Source organism: Mycobacterium marinum, assembly GCF_003391395.1.
Taxonomy (GTDB): domain Bacteria; phylum Actinomycetota; class Actinomycetes; order Mycobacteriales; family Mycobacteriaceae; genus Mycobacterium; species Mycobacterium marinum.
Window position 1 is genome coordinate 4653750 of record NZ_CP024190.1, and the last position, 15350, is coordinate 4669099.

The 15350-nt window shown below is 63.3% G+C and carries 29 protein-coding genes; 3 read left to right on the forward strand and 26 right to left on the reverse strand.

Annotated features, from left to right (window positions below; genetic code table 11):
• Positions 1-4: 4 nt before the first annotated feature.
• The 5 genes from CCUG20998_RS19265 to CCUG20998_RS27540 all read right to left on the reverse strand — a co-directional run bounded on the left by CCUG20998_RS19265 (position 5) and on the right by CCUG20998_RS27540 (position 3454).
• Positions 5-1447: a terminase gene (locus CCUG20998_RS19265; RefSeq protein WP_240642820.1), complete on the reverse strand. Its 1443-nt coding sequence runs from the start codon at positions 1445-1447 to the stop codon at positions 5-7.
• Between the two features lie 237 nt (positions 1448-1684).
• Entirely contained in the window at positions 1685-2161 is a 477-nt protein-coding gene (locus tag CCUG20998_RS19270) for a phage terminase small subunit (RefSeq protein WP_012395500.1), read from the reverse strand.
• Positions 2162-2413: 252 nt separating this feature from the next.
• Positions 2414-2791, reverse strand: a complete 378-nt coding sequence (locus CCUG20998_RS19275; RefSeq protein WP_103653808.1) for an HNH endonuclease — start codon at positions 2789-2791, stop codon at positions 2414-2416.
• A 175-nt stretch (positions 2792-2966) separates the two neighbouring features.
• Positions 2967-3227, reverse strand: a complete 261-nt coding sequence (locus CCUG20998_RS19280; RefSeq protein WP_103653807.1) for a hypothetical protein — start codon at positions 3225-3227, stop codon at positions 2967-2969.
• Entirely contained in the window at positions 3227-3454 is a 228-nt protein-coding gene (locus CCUG20998_RS27540) for a hypothetical protein (RefSeq protein WP_142399633.1), read from the reverse strand. Before CCUG20998_RS27540 ends, CCUG20998_RS19280 begins: the two co-directional genes overlap by 1 nt.
• A gap of 96 nt (positions 3455-3550) precedes the next feature.
• On the opposite strand from CCUG20998_RS27540, the gene CCUG20998_RS19285 reads away from it, so the two are divergent.
• The 3 genes from CCUG20998_RS19285 to CCUG20998_RS27545 all read left to right on the forward strand — a co-directional run bounded on the left by CCUG20998_RS19285 (position 3551) and on the right by CCUG20998_RS27545 (position 4760).
• Positions 3551-3754: a type II toxin-antitoxin system HicA family toxin gene (locus CCUG20998_RS19285; RefSeq protein WP_103653806.1), complete on the forward strand. Its 204-nt coding sequence runs from the start codon at positions 3551-3553 to the stop codon at positions 3752-3754.
• Complete coding sequence (locus CCUG20998_RS28670; RefSeq protein ID WP_103653805.1) at positions 3754-4137, forward strand: HicB family toxin-antitoxin system; 384 nt, start codon at positions 3754-3756, stop codon at positions 4135-4137. The genes CCUG20998_RS19285 and CCUG20998_RS28670 overlap by 1 nt, the downstream gene beginning before the upstream one ends.
• Before the next feature lie 134 nt (positions 4138-4271).
• A complete protein-coding gene (locus tag CCUG20998_RS27545) occupies positions 4272-4760 on the forward strand; it encodes a hypothetical protein (protein WP_117407045.1) in 489 nt (162 codons plus the stop codon).
• On the opposite strand, the gene CCUG20998_RS19300 is transcribed toward CCUG20998_RS27545, so the two are convergent.
• The 21 genes from CCUG20998_RS19300 to thyX form a co-directional block, all read right to left on the reverse strand.
• Positions 4757-5056, reverse strand: coding sequence for a hypothetical protein (locus tag CCUG20998_RS19300; protein ID WP_103653803.1), 300 nt, complete (start codon positions 5054-5056; stop codon positions 4757-4759). The genes CCUG20998_RS27545 and CCUG20998_RS19300 overlap by 4 nt on opposite strands.
• On the reverse strand, positions 5053-5283 hold the full coding sequence (locus CCUG20998_RS19305; RefSeq protein WP_103653802.1) for a hypothetical protein: 231 nt from the start codon (positions 5281-5283) through the stop codon (positions 5053-5055). Before CCUG20998_RS19305 ends, CCUG20998_RS19300 begins: the two co-directional genes overlap by 4 nt.
• A 185-nt stretch (positions 5284-5468) precedes the next feature.
• Positions 5469-5804 (reverse strand): hypothetical protein, encoded by a 336-nt coding sequence (locus tag CCUG20998_RS19310; protein WP_103653801.1) that lies wholly within the window; start codon positions 5802-5804, stop codon positions 5469-5471.
• Positions 5805-5842: 38 nt separating this feature from the next.
• Positions 5843-7105 (reverse strand): hypothetical protein, encoded by a 1263-nt coding sequence (locus tag CCUG20998_RS19315; protein WP_103653800.1) that lies wholly within the window; start codon positions 7103-7105, stop codon positions 5843-5845.
• Complete coding sequence (locus CCUG20998_RS19320) at positions 7102-7311, reverse strand: hypothetical protein (protein ID WP_103653799.1); 210 nt, start codon at positions 7309-7311, stop codon at positions 7102-7104. Before CCUG20998_RS19320 ends, CCUG20998_RS19315 begins: the two co-directional genes overlap by 4 nt.
• On the reverse strand, positions 7308-7832 hold the full coding sequence (locus CCUG20998_RS19325) for a WhiB family transcriptional regulator (RefSeq protein WP_240642821.1): 525 nt from the start codon (positions 7830-7832) through the stop codon (positions 7308-7310). The genes CCUG20998_RS19320 and CCUG20998_RS19325 overlap by 4 nt, the downstream gene beginning before the upstream one ends.
• Positions 7829-8020 carry a hypothetical protein gene (locus CCUG20998_RS27550; RefSeq protein ID WP_142399632.1) on the reverse strand — a complete coding sequence of 64 codons (192 nt, stop codon included), beginning with the start codon at positions 8018-8020 and terminating at the stop codon, positions 7829-7831. Before CCUG20998_RS27550 ends, CCUG20998_RS19325 begins: the two co-directional genes overlap by 4 nt.
• Positions 8021-8176: 156 nt before the next feature.
• A complete protein-coding gene (locus CCUG20998_RS19330) occupies positions 8177-8581 on the reverse strand; it encodes a hypothetical protein (protein ID WP_142399631.1) in 405 nt (134 codons plus the stop codon).
• A complete protein-coding gene (locus CCUG20998_RS19335; RefSeq protein ID WP_103653796.1) occupies positions 8578-9039 on the reverse strand; it encodes a hypothetical protein in 462 nt (153 codons plus the stop codon). The genes CCUG20998_RS19330 and CCUG20998_RS19335 overlap by 4 nt, the downstream gene beginning before the upstream one ends.
• The gene (locus tag CCUG20998_RS19340; protein ID WP_103653795.1) at positions 9036-9329 is read right to left on the reverse strand and encodes a hypothetical protein; all 294 of its coding nucleotides are present in this window, start codon (positions 9327-9329) and stop codon (positions 9036-9038) included. The genes CCUG20998_RS19335 and CCUG20998_RS19340 overlap by 4 nt, the downstream gene beginning before the upstream one ends.
• Positions 9326-9568 (reverse strand): hypothetical protein, encoded by a 243-nt coding sequence (locus CCUG20998_RS19345; RefSeq protein ID WP_103653794.1) that lies wholly within the window; start codon positions 9566-9568, stop codon positions 9326-9328. Before CCUG20998_RS19345 ends, CCUG20998_RS19340 begins: the two co-directional genes overlap by 4 nt.
• Positions 9568-9840 (reverse strand): zinc finger domain-containing protein, encoded by a 273-nt coding sequence (locus tag CCUG20998_RS19350; protein WP_103653793.1) that lies wholly within the window; start codon positions 9838-9840, stop codon positions 9568-9570. The genes CCUG20998_RS19345 and CCUG20998_RS19350 overlap by 1 nt, the downstream gene beginning before the upstream one ends.
• Entirely contained in the window at positions 9833-10210 is a 378-nt protein-coding gene (locus CCUG20998_RS19355; RefSeq protein ID WP_181005757.1) for a hypothetical protein, read from the reverse strand. The genes CCUG20998_RS19350 and CCUG20998_RS19355 overlap by 8 nt, the downstream gene beginning before the upstream one ends.
• Positions 10207-11130, reverse strand: a complete 924-nt coding sequence (locus CCUG20998_RS19360; protein WP_103653792.1) for a hypothetical protein — start codon at positions 11128-11130, stop codon at positions 10207-10209. Before CCUG20998_RS19360 ends, CCUG20998_RS19355 begins: the two co-directional genes overlap by 4 nt.
• Positions 11131-11227: 97 nt before the next feature.
• Complete coding sequence (locus tag CCUG20998_RS19365; protein ID WP_103653791.1) at positions 11228-11617, reverse strand: DUF4326 domain-containing protein; 390 nt, start codon at positions 11615-11617, stop codon at positions 11228-11230.
• Positions 11614-11802, reverse strand: coding sequence for a DUF4031 domain-containing protein (locus tag CCUG20998_RS19370; RefSeq protein ID WP_240642822.1), 189 nt, complete (start codon positions 11800-11802; stop codon positions 11614-11616). The genes CCUG20998_RS19365 and CCUG20998_RS19370 overlap by 4 nt, the downstream gene beginning before the upstream one ends.
• 169 nt (positions 11803-11971) lie before the next feature.
• Positions 11972-12649 (reverse strand): hypothetical protein, encoded by a 678-nt coding sequence (locus tag CCUG20998_RS19375; protein ID WP_103653790.1) that lies wholly within the window; start codon positions 12647-12649, stop codon positions 11972-11974.
• Positions 12646-14229, reverse strand: coding sequence for a DNA cytosine methyltransferase (locus CCUG20998_RS19380; protein ID WP_103653789.1), 1584 nt, complete (start codon positions 14227-14229; stop codon positions 12646-12648). The genes CCUG20998_RS19375 and CCUG20998_RS19380 overlap by 4 nt, the downstream gene beginning before the upstream one ends.
• 3 nt (positions 14230-14232) lie before the next feature.
• The gene (locus CCUG20998_RS19385) at positions 14233-14430 is read right to left on the reverse strand and encodes a hypothetical protein (protein WP_103653788.1); all 198 of its coding nucleotides are present in this window, start codon (positions 14428-14430) and stop codon (positions 14233-14235) included.
• Positions 14427-14672, reverse strand: coding sequence for a DUF3310 domain-containing protein (locus CCUG20998_RS19390; RefSeq protein ID WP_103653787.1), 246 nt, complete (start codon positions 14670-14672; stop codon positions 14427-14429). Before CCUG20998_RS19390 ends, CCUG20998_RS19385 begins: the two co-directional genes overlap by 4 nt.
• Positions 14669-15346 (reverse strand): FAD-dependent thymidylate synthase, encoded by a 678-nt coding sequence (gene thyX / locus CCUG20998_RS19395; RefSeq protein WP_103653830.1) that lies wholly within the window; start codon positions 15344-15346, stop codon positions 14669-14671. The genes CCUG20998_RS19390 and thyX overlap by 4 nt, the downstream gene beginning before the upstream one ends.
• Positions 15347-15350: the final 4 nt, after the last annotated feature.

The window sequence follows — 15350 nt, forward strand, 5'->3', positions numbered from 1 at the left end:
CCTTCTATCTGATCCGCGTGATCACACGCTTCTTCGACTTCGGCAACAGCGGTAGTACCTCCATGCGGGCATCCCAGGACAAAACCCCCGCCATAGCGCCGTCGAACTTACGATCCTTGTGGAGCTTGCCGAGGATCCATTTCCGCTTGCCGGTCTGCAGATCCACGATGTTCAACAGTTTCTTGCCGGCGTTACCGACATGACGTGTCAGGTCGCCGTGCTTCGTGGTCTCGCCGGTCGAATAGTCGACATCGGAGTAAGTGACCACGCCCGAGTTGATCGCCGACTCATACCCAAGTAACGCCTTGACCATGCGGTCCTGCTTGTTTGTCCAAAACTCCTGCACAACTGGCCGTTTCGTGACGTGGCTGACTCCGGCCCTCGCGGCCCAGGAGCCCAACGTCGCCGTGTAGTACGCGGGGTCGCCGTAGCACAGCAACACCTTGTAGTTCCGGCGAAGGTAGTTCCACTTCGCCGTCAACGCCGCCTCGTCGACCTCCCAGTCCTCAACGTTCAGCGGCTGCTCGGCCAAGAATTCCAACTGCTGCAACCCGGTCTTGACGTCGGTCATCACCAGGGCCGTCGCATCCCGGAACCGTGCCCCGTCAAACCCAACGGTCACGTACGCGCCGCGAGGAATCGAAAGCTGCGGACGCGCCAGCGTTTTCCAGAGGCCAAGGTTGAACGCCTGCAGGCCCTGCTGTGTCCACCGATTTGTCCAGACCCGCTCGAGGTAAGGCTTGTCCGCGCCCGGGATGTCCCACTGCGACGCCAGGTCTTCCAAGTCGGTGCGCGCCGCCAGCTCGGGACCGGACGCTTCGCGGATCGCCTCTACGCGGTCCTCGAACTTGTCCATGTCCCAGTCGTCAGACGCCTGGCGGTGGAAATAGAACATGCGCGGCCGCTTGATCTCGCCCCGCGCCATGGCTTCAGCCTCGAAGTGATCCGTCTCAGCGACCGAGTTCTGCCCCGGCTCGCCGGCGGTCGTCGTCGACATCGACCACGGGTCCTGTGCAACACGCTTGCCCAGGTTGGCTTCCATCGTCGTCACCGCAGCACGCTCCGACGGCAGATACAGGCGGTGCGTCTCGTCGAAACCTTGAAACGTCGTGCGACCACCGTCATTGGAGTCCGGCGCGTTGGCCAGCGGGACCGCTTTGCCGTCGGCGCGGCCGCGGACATCGAGCCGAATGATCCGTTCCAGCGACGAATCGAACAGATCCGCATCTGGGCCTTCCTCGCAGATGTACTTCAGCGCACCGAAAGCGAGCTCGTTCACCTGCAGCTTGGCGTTGGCAAGCATCGGAATGTACGGGTCGAACACGGGACGGCCCTGCTTAAGGCCGCCGTCTCGGTTGAACCCGTCGAACCTGACCGGCGACTCCGGATGCAGCTCGGCGTACGCGATCAGCGCCATCAACTCTGTCTTGGCGAACCCCTTGCGCACCGAGACCGCGATCCGCTTCCACCGCCGCCGCCCGGCCCGGTTGTGACCCATCGGCCATACCTCGTAGGCGCGGTAGATGATCGCTACCCGGTCCGGATCAAGTTCGAGAGTCTTCCCTTTGAGGTCGCCGGGCCCATAACAGGCACGCTCCTCGAGGAACGCGCAAACCTGGCCCCCCAAGGTGGGGAACTCTTGGCCCTCCGGTTCGATCGGAGGGACGACGAAGTCCACGCGGCGCTAGCCGCCGTTGACGACCCTGAACCGCGACCGAGGATCGGCTACGGCCTTCTTCGGCGCAACCTTCCTGGTGGTGGTCTTCTTCGCCGGCGGCTTGGGATCACCACCGCCGTCGGGCTTGCTGATATTCCACTGCAACGTCCGCCGCGCCATCGGTGTCAGCCCGAACTGCACCATGATCTGCCGGAACTCACCAGCAAGTGCCTTGGCCGCCGTCACCTTCGTCTCCGGGTCCAGCATCATCTGATACAGACGCGCCGCGACTATCAGCAGATGGAGATCCGCGTCAATCCATTCGTCGCGCGGCTCCGACGTCCACAGGTCGTCCCACCAAGTCACCACGTCCGGAAACCACTCGATGGTCGTCGGCAGCTGGGGAACGTCGCCGGCGTCGTCCGGCTTCGTCAGGAATGCCCTCGTGCTGGTCTGGTTGCGCCTCGCACGAGTTGAGGAATGCTTCGCAGGTGGTCCGGACATCGCAAGGCTCCTATATCAGGAAAGGATTCGCCATCCCATATCGGGATGATGAAACATGTTGCGTCACAACAGACTTGAGTTGATATGAAATCTCTTACCGCGCAAGCGAATTCGGCAGTACGCCCCCGGGGGTTTTTCCCCAACCCGTACAGACCATATTTCACAGAACCCCGCGGCGATCCGCCCTTACCCGGGGAGGGGGGTGGTACCCATGGGGGGTACTGGCGGTCGGCGGCGGCGGTCGGCGGCGGATCAGATGGGCATGCGTGGCGGTTCCGGCAGGCCACGGTCGGCGGTGCGCGCTTTGTGTTCGTTGCATGGGTCGCATGCTGCCCGCGCGTTGGACGGTTCGCAGGCGAGGTCTGGGCGGCGCGCTGCGGGGACGATCTTGTCGACGGTCGTCGCGTAGCCGGTGCAGATTCCTTCGTAGCGGATCTGGCATTGGTAGCCGTCGCGTTCGAGGATGGCCGGCTTGAAGTGTTCTTTCCAGTAGCGCTGCGAGGTTACGCGGCTCGACGCTGTGCGTTCGCCTGACCATGCGATGGTGTGCTCGGGGCAGTATCGGCGGTTGACGATCAGCTCAGTGCAGGTGCCGTTGCCGCCTGGGCAGCGGCGTGGTGCGCGCGGCATCAGATCGGTGTGCCGCAGTCGTGGCAGCGGCGGATGGTGCCGATCAGGCCGCATCTGCTGGCGCTGAATGCGTAGACGCGCACTTCGTATCCGCTGGGCAGCATGCATGTGGGGCACCACAGCCCGAGTGTTGGTTCGCCCGGTTCGAGATGGAGTGGTGCGGGCGTGGCGGCCATCAGCGCCGCGTGTGCGGGTGCAACTCGTACATGCCGGTGGGGCCGGGCGTTTTCAGTAGGCTTCCGCGTAGCACCTGTTCGTACTCGTCAGGCAGTGGCAGCGCGTTGCTGTCGATGATCACGGCGCGGAGTCGCATGCCTTCGATAGTTTCGGCGCGACTGGGCAGGGCGCGGGCGCCGGCGAGTCCCAGTGCGCTGATCAGGTTGTTGGCTTGCGCGAGGGAGCTGGCGACGACGCCCACTGGCGCCAGGCTGTCCATCAGTGACTCACCTTCTTGCCTGGTCCGTGCCCAAACACCCGGACGTAATACTCCGTGGCCAGTCCGTTGGCTTTCGCCTTGGACATGTACTGCAGGAGTAGGTCACGCAGTGTGGTCCAGGGGTGTGGGTTGTCGCGCCATTTGGCGAGTCCGGGGCCTGCGGTCCAGTAGCGGTTGATTGCTGCGGATGCTCCTACGCCTGGGCTGGTGTCGACGCCTGCTGACATTGGTCTTCACCTGCCCCTGAAAATGTCCTTCTGAACTGCAATGTTTTTTGTCTATCGAGATTTACTAGATAGTGTCTAGTGGACTAGACTATCGTTGTGGCCAAAGAGGAAAGCGCCCGGTCAGTCACCAAGCGACTTAAGGCTGCTGGTTTCACCCGGACCAGCACCGACGGCCGCCACTCCAAATGGACCCACCCGTCAGGTGCCTGGGTACCGGTCCCCGACAGCCACCGAACGATCAGCCCAGGCGTGGTCCGCAAGATCGACAAGGCCATCGCAGACAGCCAGAAGGAGGCGTGATGGGCCACTACAAAGTCGAAGTCACCCGCGACGGCCGCTGGTGGATGATCAACGTGCCCGAAATAGACCAACTCACCCAAGCCCGCCGTATCGACGAGATCGACGAGATGGCACGCAGCTTGATCGCCATCAGTACGGGCGAACCGATCGAGGAAATCAGTATCTCAGTCAGCATCGACGTGCCCGGGATGGGCGACATTACACGCAGCGCTGAAGAAATCGTGCACAAGCGCTACGTGGCCACAGACGTCATGTACCACGCCCAGGAAGCGGCTGCCAGGTTCGTGCGCGACCTCACCGCTGCCGGCATCCCCGTACGCGACGTCGGCGAACTACTCGGCCTCTCACCACAACGGATCAGCCAACTCAGTAAATCGAAGTAGAAAACCGCCACACCCGGATCTGGGCATAGCGGTACTTGTGCGTCAGTATGTCATGAAATCACATCGATGTCATTTAGCTGCCTGGCGGTGTTGCGCTCGCGCGGTATCGGGCCTACTGGGAATACCGTTGCTTCATGAGCGATGACTGCCCGTACCCGTCGCATCCGACCTTGGTATGTCTGGTGCTGATCGGCGATGAAGTCGCAATACCGATTCAGCCGATCCGGGAAGACGGTGTCCATCCTGTTGAGTATTTCCGGGGCCAAGTCACCGCTTTGGGTGATGACGAGCCGAATCGGCAGATCAACATGCAGGTCCGTTTCCCTGATCTGAAGCAGACCATGAACCATGGCGTCAAACCGGGCGACCTGGTTCATCGTTTGAACGACATCGACGAGTCCCGCTTTCCCGTTTACGTTCGGGGAGTTGATCTTTGGAAGTTTGAAGGGTTGTGGCTGAACGATCCTGAGCGTGCCGGCCAGGTTCAGCTTGTGCGAGTTGACCGTGGGCCGCATCCGGACGACGGGCGTGAAATTCTCGGCATGGAAATCGAGGATAGCCAGGGGCAGCGCAGGAGGATCTTCACCGAGCTCGACAGCGGGATGGTCGTCGAGCACCGCTAGCGGAGTTGTTTGATGTCGCCCCAACGGTATCGGCCGTTGATCTGTTGAAGACTGTAGCGGTGGGCCCAGACGTAGATAGTTGATGTGGCGTATCCGAGGCGGTGGGCTATTTCGTCAGGGGTGAGCCAATCGTCGTCGTTGAGGCCGTCGTCGATTTGGCTGGGAAGTGCCCAGCCCATTCCTTCTTGGCGTATTGCCCATTCGAGCGCGCCGGGGTTTCCGCTGGGGTTGCGGATTTCGCACCAGAGGGTGTGGACGAGTTGCAGCAGCCGTGTCTCGCGGCGGGTTGGGCTCATTCGTCGGGGCAGGCGACGCATTCGCCGTCGTCGCTGAAGCGGTCGCGCCCGCAGCGGCACGGAGTTTCTTGGCTGAACCGCTCGACGGCCCAGTTGGTTACCTGCGTGTGTAGACGGCTGGCCCATGGGGGCCACACGGCGCACTCTGGCTTGCCGGGGCTGAACACGCAGTCGAACACGTGGGCCAAATCTTGGGCCACGTTCTCCCGGAATGTCTGTCTGCCCATCGCGATAATCCCTTCTTACGTCCAACCACAGCGGCATTCGGGCGGGATTCGGAGACAGCCGCGACAACGGATTGTCTTGCCGTGGCGGTCGTAGTGGCCGACGTAGAGCGGCCAACGGCCGCAGGGGCAGCGGCCCAGGTCTGGCTTTCCGTTGCAGGTGCAGCCGGGGTGCGAGCAAGCCATGGTCAGTCACCCGCTGTTGCTGGCTCTGGGGGACTACCGATCCACATGCGGTCGTTTCCTTCAAAGGGCCCGTCGACGAAGAGCGCCTTGTGTAGTTCCCAGGTGGTCCGTTGGCCTTCGTAATCGATGTGGAGGTAGGTCTTGCTGCCTTCGCGGGTGGCGCTGGATACGCCGCCGCGTATGCGTTCTAGCGGGCCGTCGGTGAGGTCGTGGATCATCATGAGGCGTGGTAACCCGATTGCGGGTTCGCCGCAGGTTGCTTCGATGTGGCCGTATTTGCAGTAGCGCTCGCCATCTTCGCCGGTGTGGATTTCGATTGCTTCATCGGTGGTGCTCATCAGTTCTCCTTCATTGTGGGGGCCAACTTTCGCGTGCGTCATGCGCATTGGCCTCGGTGCACAAGGTTGCACCCGGGGCATGCGTTGGTGGCTTGTTCGGGGTTGACGAGTTCTTCGATGGGTGGTCCGGCTTGGCGTGTTGCTTTGCGGGGTTTGCGTTTTGGTGGGTGGTAGGGGGTTTCGTTGCGCCAGGCCCAGTTGTCTTCGGTGGTTTGGCGTTGTTGGGTGGTTTTTTGGTCGGTGGTGATGGCGCGTTGTTCGGGGGTGGGGTGGCCGGCGATGGCTTGGTTCATGGCTTCGGCGATGACGAGGCCGGCGCCGGGTAGTGCGAGATCTTCGGGTGTGAGCTTGTTGAGGCGTTGTTGGGCGTCGTCGAGGCGTGTGTAGGCTTCTGCGAGTAGCCATTTGAGGATTTCCATGTCGAGCCTTTCCCGTGTAATCAAGCCGGCGAGGAACTGGTATTCGCGTTCGGTCCAGGAGGCGCGGCAGGTGTCGCGGTCGCAGGTGATGATGGTGTGGCCGTCGTCGCGTCCGACGCGTCCGCCGCAGCGTGGGCAGGGCATGGGGTAGCGGTGGCGTAGTCGGGTTTTGCCGAGTTCGGCGCGGGTTTGGTTGTGGAGTTCGACGAGTTCGAGCGCGATATCGAGGCCGGACCTTTCGACTAAGGTTCGTTCTTGGCCGTAGTGCCCCCAGCCGTTGCAGTCATCGCAGGCGCCGGCGGTGTGGTGGGCGCGGGTGAGTTGGTTTTGGGCGGTGGCGCGTTCCTTGGGGCGGGTTTCGGAGGCGATGCGTTCTTCAAGCGCCACGATGAGCCGGGTGTGGGTGTCGCAGCGCGCCGGTTTCGCCCAGATCATCATGGTTTCGGCTGGGGCGGATATCAGGAGGTCGATGTTGGGTTCCACGATCGCGATGGAGGCGCGTACGACGTGTTCGGCGTGGGTGGGGATGCCGCGGCCGTGGTAGGTGGCTGGTTGGCCGGTGTGGAGGCGGTCGGAGACGATGGCGGCGGCGCGGTCGGTCATGTCGACGATGGCGGCCATGAGGGCTTCTTTGCGGGTGGAGATGGGGATGGCTGGGGTTGGGGTGGATCGGATTTTGGTTCCTGTGGTGTTGGAGCGTTCGCCGAGCGCGTTGCGGAGTTCGGCCCAGTCGCGTGGGAGTTGGCGGATGGCGTGGGTGAAGTAGCTGTCGCAGGCCGGGCAGAGGGTGTTGGGGGTGATGGTGGTGGCGCCCAGGCGGCCGGCGTCGCCGGTGGTGGCTTCGCGGCAGGCCGATCCTGCGAGACAGCGGTGGACGATCACTGTGCGCCATCTCGAGCTCGATCGGCGGCTTCTTCGCGGTATAGCTGCCGAATCACAATGCGGATGGCCGCTATTGCCGCACTGGGCTCAAGATCTTCTGTGAACGCGAGGTTGGTAACCGTCACGAGGGTGCGCACGCGTGTCATGAGCCCCTGAAGTTCCGGCGGGCAGATTGCCGCGGCCTGGTCTACGGTCATCTCGTTCATGCGCTGAGCCCTAGTCGTCGGCGGCGTGCTTGGGTGGCGGCTTGCCGGCAGTCGTCGCAGGTTTGTTCTTGGCGGGTGTTGTGTTCTTTGGCGCCGGCTTCGGTGCCGCATTTGGGGCCTGGTGTTGGTGGTTTGGTGGGTTGGGTTCGTGTTTGGTAGCCGCGGCGTTGTCTGGATTCTGCTGTGATGGCTGCGCGGCAGGCTGGGCAGGTTTCTTCGCCACGGCGGTAGTGGGCTCGGGCGCCGGTGTAGGTGCCGCATTGTGGGGTGATGGTGGGTTGTTTCTTGACGCGTTGGAGGTGGCGGCGTTCTTTTTCGTCGAGGCCGCCCCAGATGCCCCATGATTCGTCGTGTTCGATGGCGTGGTTGAGGCACTGGGCGCGTACTGGGCAGGTGTTGCAGACTTTCTTGGCGGCGGTTTTGTCTTTGGTTTCGGGGAAGAAGCGGTCTGGGTCGCCTTGTGTGCATGCGGCTTTGGCCATCCATGGCTTGGTGTTGGTGCTGAAGAGTTGGATGGTCACAGGCATTCCCCTCTGTGGTGGGTTAGGCAGCTGTGGCATAGGGGTGGGTATCGGCGTGCGCGGGTGGCGCAGGCGACGTGCATGAGTTCGTCGTCGATGTATTCGACGTCGTCTCCGGGGCTGATGTGGTCGCCGTAGTCGCAGTCGGTGCTGGCGCAGCGGCCGTCGTATCGGGCTGGGAAGCTCATTCGAATCGCTCCCGGCCGTCGAGGCTGTGGTGTGTGATCACCCAGCCGCAGGAGCCGTCATCGGCGAGGACTGGCTCTACCGTTGGCCCGCAAGGGCATTCGGTGCCCTCTTCGTCGTGCTCGATCAAGTCGTTTACCGGGAGCACGTGCACGGTCTCAGGCATCGGACAGCCGGATTGCGTAGATGCCCAGCGGCACGCGGTTGCGATGAGAGATCTCGACTCCGAATCGCTGGGTTTCGTTCTTCCACGAGATGTGTGCGTCTTCGTCGATGCCCTCCCAGGCCCCCCTCTTCGCCCCGATTTGCAAGGCTTCAAGCAACTCTTGGCAAGCCTCGTCGGGCATTGTGGCGTGCCAGCCTTGGCCGATCAGGTTGCACGGGCCTCGAACGCCTTCTTTGATGTCGAGGATCGTGTAGAAGACTTCGCCTTTCGTCTTGAACTCCGCTTGTCGGGTGCAAATGGCGAACCTTCCGTCGGCCGCCCGAACATCCCACCAGCGTGGTGCGTCGCTCGTCAGCTTCACTTTCGAACCGACAGGCGGTAGTTCCGTTGTGTTCATCGGCGGACCTTTCTGCGGATGGTTTCGAGTGCTCGTCGTGGGCCTGTATGGGCGCTGATGTTGGTGGCTCTGAGTCGGCGGATGGCGAGTGCGAGTGCGTCGAGTGGGTCGATGTGGTCGGGCATGGCTTGCTCGAGTAGGTCGGCGAGTGCGCAGACGGCTAGTGGGTGGTCGGCGGGTGTTGGGTGGGTTTCGTGGATGCCGGCGATGATCTGGTCGAGCCATTGCGCGGTCTGTGTGACCCGCAGCTCCGCGAAGTTGATCTCGGCGGGGATAGTCAGCAGGGTCGGCGGTGCTGGCGGCTCTGTGGGCGTCTGGGCGCCGCGGAGGGTGATGCTGTCGGCTGTCTCGACCGGGCGATGTTCAGGGCAGCCGCAGTCGGCGCATGCGTGCGGCGGGAAGTCGGAATGCTCGTGTGCCGGGTTGCACCGGCAAGGGCCAAGCTCCGGGGCGGTCACGGTGTCGCACCACCGTTGCACGCTGGGGTACCCGAGTAAACGTGGAACCATTGCCTGCTGCTCTGGTCGTAGCAAACGACGAGCGTGCATCGTGGGCAGCGCATCGGGAAGTAGTGGAATTGGAACGCCCGCAGGATCTGCGGTTCGCTGTAGGTGGTGCTGTGGCTCGTGGTGTCCGGCAGGTCAAATGACCGCAGTAGTTCGGCGACGATTTCGGCGGCTTGCTGCTGGTCTTTGACGTCGTGGAGCTCGGTGGTGCCCGAGATCGTCCACTCCACTTCGACCATCATGGCTGGCCTTCTTCCGTTGTGTTGGGGTGTTTGGCGTCGAATTCCTGGTACAGGCGGCGGATTCGGCGGATCGCGGCGTGGGAAAGCAGTGACTGGTCGAGTGCGATTTCGCGGGTTTTGTGCCAGATCTCAAGCTGGTCGTTGATGGCTTTGAGGCGGTCGAAGGCGGCTGCTTGTTCGGGTGTGAGGGGTTTTGGGCCGGCGGTTTCGAGTTCGCGCTGGTTTTCGTGGTCTGGCATCACTGGTCCCCTTTGGATTTTTGGTTTGGTGCTCCTGCTTGTGCGGCGGTGATGATGCGTTTGGGGCAGGGCACTTTGCGTTGTCCGCCGCCGTGTTCGGTGTCGTGGCGGCAGAAGTCGCCAGGCTTGGCGTTGCAGTTTGGGCAGGCGTGTTCGAGGGCTTCGGTGTCGACGTAGGCCTCGATGACGGGGCCGCGGGTGATCGGCTTGGGGCGGCCGGCGTGCCAGGGCGGGGGGTAGGGGTCTCGGTCGTCGTCGTCAAGGTCATGCATCGGGGATCACTTTCGATTCGGCGATGCCGGCGGCGATTTCGGCTAGGCGGTTGCGGTTTTCAAGCTCGGCGTCGCGGCGATCCTCGCGGGCCCTACGCTCAGTCTCTGATTCGCGCTCGGCGCGGTCGCGGCGGATTTCCCGGGCGAGCGCGATGATCTCGGCCGGCTCGGGAGCTTCGGCGTGCGATAGGGCGCGCTTCTTGACGGCCTTGATCAGGTCCGGCACTTCAAGCCTGTACGCGCTGAACAGGTCGGCCCAGATGCGGGCGGTGGCGAGCGTGGCCTCCGTATCGTCCATGCGTGGTGCGGTGCGGTGGTGGCAGGCGGTGACGATGGTCATGACTTCGAGTGCGTCGGCGGTGGTGGTCATGTGGTCAGCTCCGGGGTGGTTGGCGAGGCCAGTGCGGCGTGTTCTTTCGCGCGTTCGGCTTGTGCGAGTTCGGCTACCGTGCGCAGCTTGTTGGGCGGTCTGCCGTTGTTGCCGGGTTGGGCTCGGGAGCGTTTAACGAGATCTCCGAGGACGGTCGGGAGGAACTCGGGTTTGGTGCAGTCCGCGCGGCGGTCCCACTCGGTGAGCGCTTCTCGGATGAGCGCGTCTGGGTGTTGTTCCCGCGCGAGTTTGGTGACCTGGATGGCGAGTCGGTCACGGATCGTTTTGGGGTAGCCAGCGTCGCCGAGGACTTGGCGGACGACGGTGCGGGCTGCGTCGTTGGCGTGCGGTGGCGTGCGTTGCTGGGTTGTTTCGATGTGGGCGGGTGGGGCGTCGGCGGCGGCGTCTGGCGGGCGGTGGTGGGTTGCCTTGCTAGGTGAGTCGTCGTCTTTTTCCTCTGTTCCCCTGTTCCTCTGTTCCCCTGTTCCAGGCGCGAGGGTCTCGGGAGTATTCGCGAGGGTCTCGCGAGGGTTCCTGTAACTGTCGCGATTGACGGGTTCGTTGTAGTCGAGAGTGCCGTCTGGCCTGCAGAAACGCCCTTTGTTTGGTTTGTCGACGCGTTGGATGTCTTTCCACTTGTCGATGTAGATGAGTTCTTCGCCGTCCCAGGTGTATCGGATGATCAGACCGGCGTCGGCGAGTCGAGAAATGGATTCGGAAAGTCTCGCGAGGGTCTCGCGAGGGTTCGCGGAAAGGTCGCGAGGGAATACGTCGGCGGCGATCAGCGCGAGGTCGTCTTTGCCGACACCATTGTCGTCGACATAGGATTCGAGGCCCTTGAGCACCAGGCGCGTGGACCAGTCGAGTTGTGCGATCGTCTTTGAACGCCAGAACTCAGGTTTGGTGCTGCGAATCCGCATCAGCCGGCAACCTCCGGTCGTTCGGGAACGTCACGGGCGATGGTCAGCACCTCGCCGTCGTAGAGCGTGACCTGTTCGTCTTGGTAGTAGGGCGCAGTCACAACGCACCGCCGTCCCGGTTCGCGATGTCCAGCAGCACATCGGCATGACACGGCTGGCCGAGTGGGCACCAGCAGGCAAGGTCATGGCCGGCGAGTCCGGTCAGGTGGCCGAGTATCCAGCTTCGGCGGCAACTGAGTGTTTTCCAGCTCGGGGCCAGGTGGGCTGCGATGAGCCATGCGCGGTATATCTCGACAGCCATGGCACGGGCAGTTTCGGGTGTTAGGTAGGCGACGTGGTCCATGCCGGGTCCGACGACAGCGGCGAAGTCGACGCGCCATGGATTTCCCCACTTGCTCGACCGCGTAACAACGATGGCGTCCGGTGAGATGTCGTGCAGGCGCCAGCCTTTGGTACGGCGGAGTTGGATGCGGCGGGGCGTGGTCACGACGCGCCGCCCCGGTCGTGTCGCTCAGCCTTGGCGGCCAGCCAGGCGTCCCGCTTTCGTCTGAGAAGGTCCATTGACTCTCGGCTCATGTAGCCGATTTCGACCGCGCCGAGCTTCACCGCTTCGCGGCGGCTGCTCTCGGTGAGGTCGTAGTGGGATGTTGGCCGATCGACGTAGACGGTCATGGGATGTAGACCAATCTGTTGAAACCCCAGAGGATTCGGTGCAGTGCTAGGCGCCGTCCGTGGATGTGTTGGAGTCGGCCGTTGTCGCGGCGCCGGCAATACCAGCCGGGATAGAGGTATGGGGTGATCCAGATGGCCCGGAGACCGTATGGGCGCGCCATTTGCGTGCTCATGATGCGGCCGCCTTGGCCCGGTCGTATTGATTTATCCCCCAGACGATCGCGTGCAGCGACACCAGAAAGTGGTAGTCGTACTCGCGGAAGTCCCATTCCCAGCTGTCGGTGAACTCGAAGATGTCGCAGGCTGCCCGGTGCGTCGGCTGTGCCGGCCGCTGAATGCGGTGCGGCCGGAAGTCTTCAACCGGCTCTGACGGCAAGGGATCGTTGATCAGGTGGAATCGGAAGTTGGAGAGCGCCTGGCGGGCGGTGCACTCGTCGTGGATGACGTCGTCGGAAAGAACGCGGTCGCAGATGGCCTGCCACAACGGGCGGTGGGGGCCGGGGGTCCAGGCTCGGCTTTCCCAGAAGTATTCGAATACGCGCTGTTTGAACCGGTCTGGGGAGTACGACTTATATCGGGTCGGGCCGCGAAGCTTCTCAGCCCAATAGCTCGCGTTGATGTATCCGACGGGATTTCTGAAGAACTCGAACATGTCCGCCAGGCGCGCGAAATGGAAGTCTTCAAGATCGCCGGTGATGACGAGGTGGCCCGGCCAGGTGACGAGGTCGAAGCGCCAGATCGATGTACCTGGCTCAGCGAACCTGATGTGTCGATAGAGGCCTTCGTCTCGCAGCACCGCCATCTGGTGGTTGCGGGTCGACACTTCCAACATCTTCTCTGGCTTCATGACGCGCCTTCCCCGAGTGATTCGGCGACGACCCCGACGAGGTCGCGTGCGGCCGGAGGTGTGACGGCGTTCCCGGCTTGGCGTACTTGTTCGCGGCGGTTGCCGAGGATGACGTATTCGCGGGGGAAGTCCATGGCGGCGGCGATCTCGCGGGGCTCGAGCATCCGGAACAGAACGTCGTCTACGTCGATGGTGGGGCTGTCAGCAGCGAGCAGCGACTGGTGCCCCTTCGTCGTCACCGTGCGGATGGGTTCGGTCGCGGGCGTAACCATCTCGGCGCCATCGCCCTTGCTGCCGTTGTTCCGCATCAGCAGCGCGTGCCGCTCCGTCGCCGTCACTGTGGCCAGCGGGTCGGCGGCCGGCCGGGTTGCGCCGTTGCCGTAGTAGGTGGTCACCAGGCCGTGGTGGTTGCCGTTGGCGACGACGGTGCAGAGCGGGTCTGTGACGGGGCGGTGTGTGGATCCGCCGCCACGCAGTTCGGCGATGAACGCCAGGCCTGTCTCGTTGCGTGTGGTCTGGGTGCGTAGTGGCTCGTCGACTGTTTGCGCAGTCTTGCGGAGGCGGCTTTCTACGGGTACGGCGAGTGCTTTGGAGATCGTCGTGTGGACGGTGCGCATTGGGTCTTCGAGCGGCCATGCGCGGTAGTAGCCGTCAGCGCGGCCGTGTGCTGGATGGCGGGGATTCGCGGCATCGTAGGTGTTTCCGGCGGCTTCGACGAGTAGCGGCGCCCAGTAGCGTTGGATGCCGGCGCGGATCCGCGCCAGTGTCTTCTCTGCCAGTGGTTTGGCACGGTCTCCGATCCGCTGCCCCAGCAGTGTCCAGTCGATGATCTCGGCGGCCGGGCGGTAATTCGGTTCGATGACGGTGATGCAGCCGCGGACGGGGCAGGTGTAGACGTATTGCTGGCGGTAGCGCCCCCACGGGGCCCGGTCGACGCGTTTGAACGCCTGCCGGGCCCGGACTTCGCCGTGCTGTGGGCACACGGCGACTGGCGCGGTTACGCGATCGATGTCGGGCCGTTGGTTGCCTTTGCGCCAGAACAGGACGTACATGCGGTCACGTGACTGCGGCGCCCCGGGCCCGTACGTCTGGGCGTGCATGCTGTTGAGGAACACGATGTGGTGGTCGTAGCCGAGGGAGTCCATCGCCATCAGCCATGCCCGGAACGGCTGCCAGTTCCAGGCGTCGACAACGTTTTCGACGATGACTGCCTGGTACCGGTGGGCTTCGGCGAAGCGGGGTACGTCCCACATGGTGGCCCGGGAGCGTTCGGCCGCGGCGTCGGGGAGAATCTCGCCGAACAGGTCTGGTTGCGTGTCGGCGCGTTTGCGGCCTTTGGCGACCGAGTGGTTGGTGCATTCGGGGCTGGCCCAGAGTAGGTCGGTGCGCGGGAACCGGCGTGGGTCGACAGCCGATAGGTCGGCGCACAGGTGGTCGGCGTCGGGATGGTTGGCGTTGTGCGTTTCTACGGCCAGATCCCAGTGGTTCGATGCGATCCGCACGGTTACCCCGGGTACCGCGATGGCGCCGGTGGAGCTGCCGCCAGCGCCGCAGAACAAGTCGGTCAGTGTCAGTGTCATCTGCTAGAACCGATCCCCCGTCACGTCCACGTAACGGGCCCCAATGGGGAATAGGTTGCGACATTGCGCGAGTGTGGCGTGCGCCTGGGCGCGGGCGATGAACGTTTGCGTCACGCGCAGGCCGGGGTCCATCTCGCCGACCTGGGCGAGTAGCCGCTCGGCCTCGGCGTAGTGCCAACCGGGAAAGTGGGATTCGGTCATGTCGCCTCCGTCCCGGCAGGCACTTCTTTGCCGTCGGCGATGATTCGGTTGATCTCGCGGTCGATATACCAGCGGGCCTTTTTCAGATCCTCGATGGTCGCTTCGCCTTGTTTGCGGCCGGCGCGGGCGAGGTATTTGATCGCGGATCCGCGGTTGAAGTTCAGCCGCTCGGCGATGTCGATGACTTCGGCGCCGTTGCTGAATCCGCGGTAGTGCGATGGGTTTATCTTGTCGTCGCTCACGGGGCGACCCTTCCGTTGCTGACGAAGGCGCTGTACGTCACTGGGGCGTGCGCAGCGAAGTGCCCCTCGTACTCGGCGGCGATGACGTTGATCTCCCGCATCGGCTTCGATGGGAACCAGGAATCGGGACTGTCTACGCGCAGTGAGAGGAAGTTCATCAGGGCACGCGCATTCATCTTCACGATGCAGGTGGACATGATGTTGACGGGCAACACCATTCGCGCCACCTCGCGCAGGATCCCGGCGTCGAGCATCGCCTCATACTGCCGATAGCTGTTCTCGCAAGTGGCGCGGAAAGCTGCCTGCAGCAGGGCGTATTGATCATCTGTTCCGGGGGCCACCTGATAGTCCATCGATTTCGACCCGGGCACCTGCTGCAGGGGGCGTAGATCGTCGGGCAGGTAGAACACCGGTGCTAGCTTCTTGTATCTGCCGGATTCCTCGTTGTAGGACGCCATTCGGTGGCGGTGGTGCTCGCGCCACACGAAGATCGGCGCGGTCACCCGGAACGTGATGTCCATGTGCTCGAATGGCGTGCCGTGGCGGTCTTTGATCAGCCGGTAGATCAGGCCGGCGCGCGCCTGCGGCGTCGCTTCGTCGCCCCGTGTGGATGTCCACGCCGAGAAGCACGGCCACTCATCGGAGAAGTCTGTTTTGACCAGCTCCACGCTCATCTGG

What these genes read in the sequence shown, in the direction of transcription:
- CCUG20998_RS19270 (WP_012395500.1), bottom strand. Translation starts at nt 2,161, where the DNA reads ATGTCCGGACCACCTGCGAAGCATTCCTCAACTCGTGCGAGGCGCAAC.
- CCUG20998_RS19275 (WP_103653808.1), bottom strand. Translation starts at nt 2,791, where the DNA reads ATGCCGCGCGCACCACGCCGCTGCCCAGGCGGCAACGGCACCTGCACT.
- CCUG20998_RS19280 (WP_103653807.1), bottom strand. Translation starts at nt 3,227, where the DNA reads ATGGACAGCCTGGCGCCAGTGGGCGTCGTCGCCAGCTCCCTCGCGCAA.
- CCUG20998_RS27540 (WP_142399633.1), bottom strand. Translation starts at nt 3,454, where the DNA reads ATGTCAGCAGGCGTCGACACCAGCCCAGGCGTAGGAGCATCCGCAGCA.
- CCUG20998_RS28670 (WP_103653805.1), top strand. Translation starts at nt 3,754, where the DNA reads ATGGGCCACTACAAAGTCGAAGTCACCCGCGACGGCCGCTGGTGGATG.
- CCUG20998_RS27545 (WP_117407045.1), top strand. Translation starts at nt 4,272, where the DNA reads ATGAGCGATGACTGCCCGTACCCGTCGCATCCGACCTTGGTATGTCTG.
- CCUG20998_RS19300 (WP_103653803.1), bottom strand. Translation starts at nt 5,056, where the DNA reads ATGAGCCCAACCCGCCGCGAGACACGGCTGCTGCAACTCGTCCACACC.
- CCUG20998_RS19305 (WP_103653802.1), bottom strand. Translation starts at nt 5,283, where the DNA reads ATGGGCAGACAGACATTCCGGGAGAACGTGGCCCAAGATTTGGCCCAC.
- CCUG20998_RS19310 (WP_103653801.1), bottom strand. Translation starts at nt 5,804, where the DNA reads ATGAGCACCACCGATGAAGCAATCGAAATCCACACCGGCGAAGATGGC.
- CCUG20998_RS19320 (WP_103653799.1), bottom strand. Translation starts at nt 7,311, where the DNA reads ATGAACGAGATGACCGTAGACCAGGCCGCGGCAATCTGCCCGCCGGAA.
- CCUG20998_RS27550 (WP_142399632.1), bottom strand. Translation starts at nt 8,020, where the DNA reads ATGAGCTTCCCAGCCCGATACGACGGCCGCTGCGCCAGCACCGACTGC.
- CCUG20998_RS19330 (WP_142399631.1), bottom strand. Translation starts at nt 8,581, where the DNA reads ATGAACACAACGGAACTACCGCCTGTCGGTTCGAAAGTGAAGCTGACG.
- CCUG20998_RS19340 (WP_103653795.1), bottom strand. Translation starts at nt 9,329, where the DNA reads ATGATGGTCGAAGTGGAGTGGACGATCTCGGGCACCACCGAGCTCCAC.
- CCUG20998_RS19345 (WP_103653794.1), bottom strand. Translation starts at nt 9,568, where the DNA reads ATGCCAGACCACGAAAACCAGCGCGAACTCGAAACCGCCGGCCCAAAA.
- CCUG20998_RS19350 (WP_103653793.1), bottom strand. Translation starts at nt 9,840, where the DNA reads ATGCATGACCTTGACGACGACGACCGAGACCCCTACCCCCCGCCCTGG.
- CCUG20998_RS19355 (WP_181005757.1), bottom strand. Translation starts at nt 10,210, where the DNA reads ATGACCACCACCGCCGACGCACTCGAAGTCATGACCATCGTCACCGCC.
- CCUG20998_RS19360 (WP_103653792.1), bottom strand. Translation starts at nt 11,130, where the DNA reads ATGCGGATTCGCAGCACCAAACCTGAGTTCTGGCGTTCAAAGACGATC.
- CCUG20998_RS19370 (WP_240642822.1), bottom strand. Translation starts at nt 11,802, where the DNA reads ATGACCGTCTACGTCGATCGGCCAACATCCCACTACGACCTCACCGAG.
- CCUG20998_RS19375 (WP_103653790.1), bottom strand. Translation starts at nt 12,649, where the DNA reads ATGAAGCCAGAGAAGATGTTGGAAGTGTCGACCCGCAACCACCAGATG.
- CCUG20998_RS19380 (WP_103653789.1), bottom strand. Translation starts at nt 14,229, where the DNA reads ATGACACTGACACTGACCGACTTGTTCTGCGGCGCTGGCGGCAGCTCC.
- CCUG20998_RS19385 (WP_103653788.1), bottom strand. Translation starts at nt 14,430, where the DNA reads ATGACCGAATCCCACTTTCCCGGTTGGCACTACGCCGAGGCCGAGCGG.
- thyX (WP_103653830.1), bottom strand. Translation starts at nt 15,346, where the DNA reads ATGAGCGTGGAGCTGGTCAAAACAGACTTCTCCGATGAGTGGCCGTGC.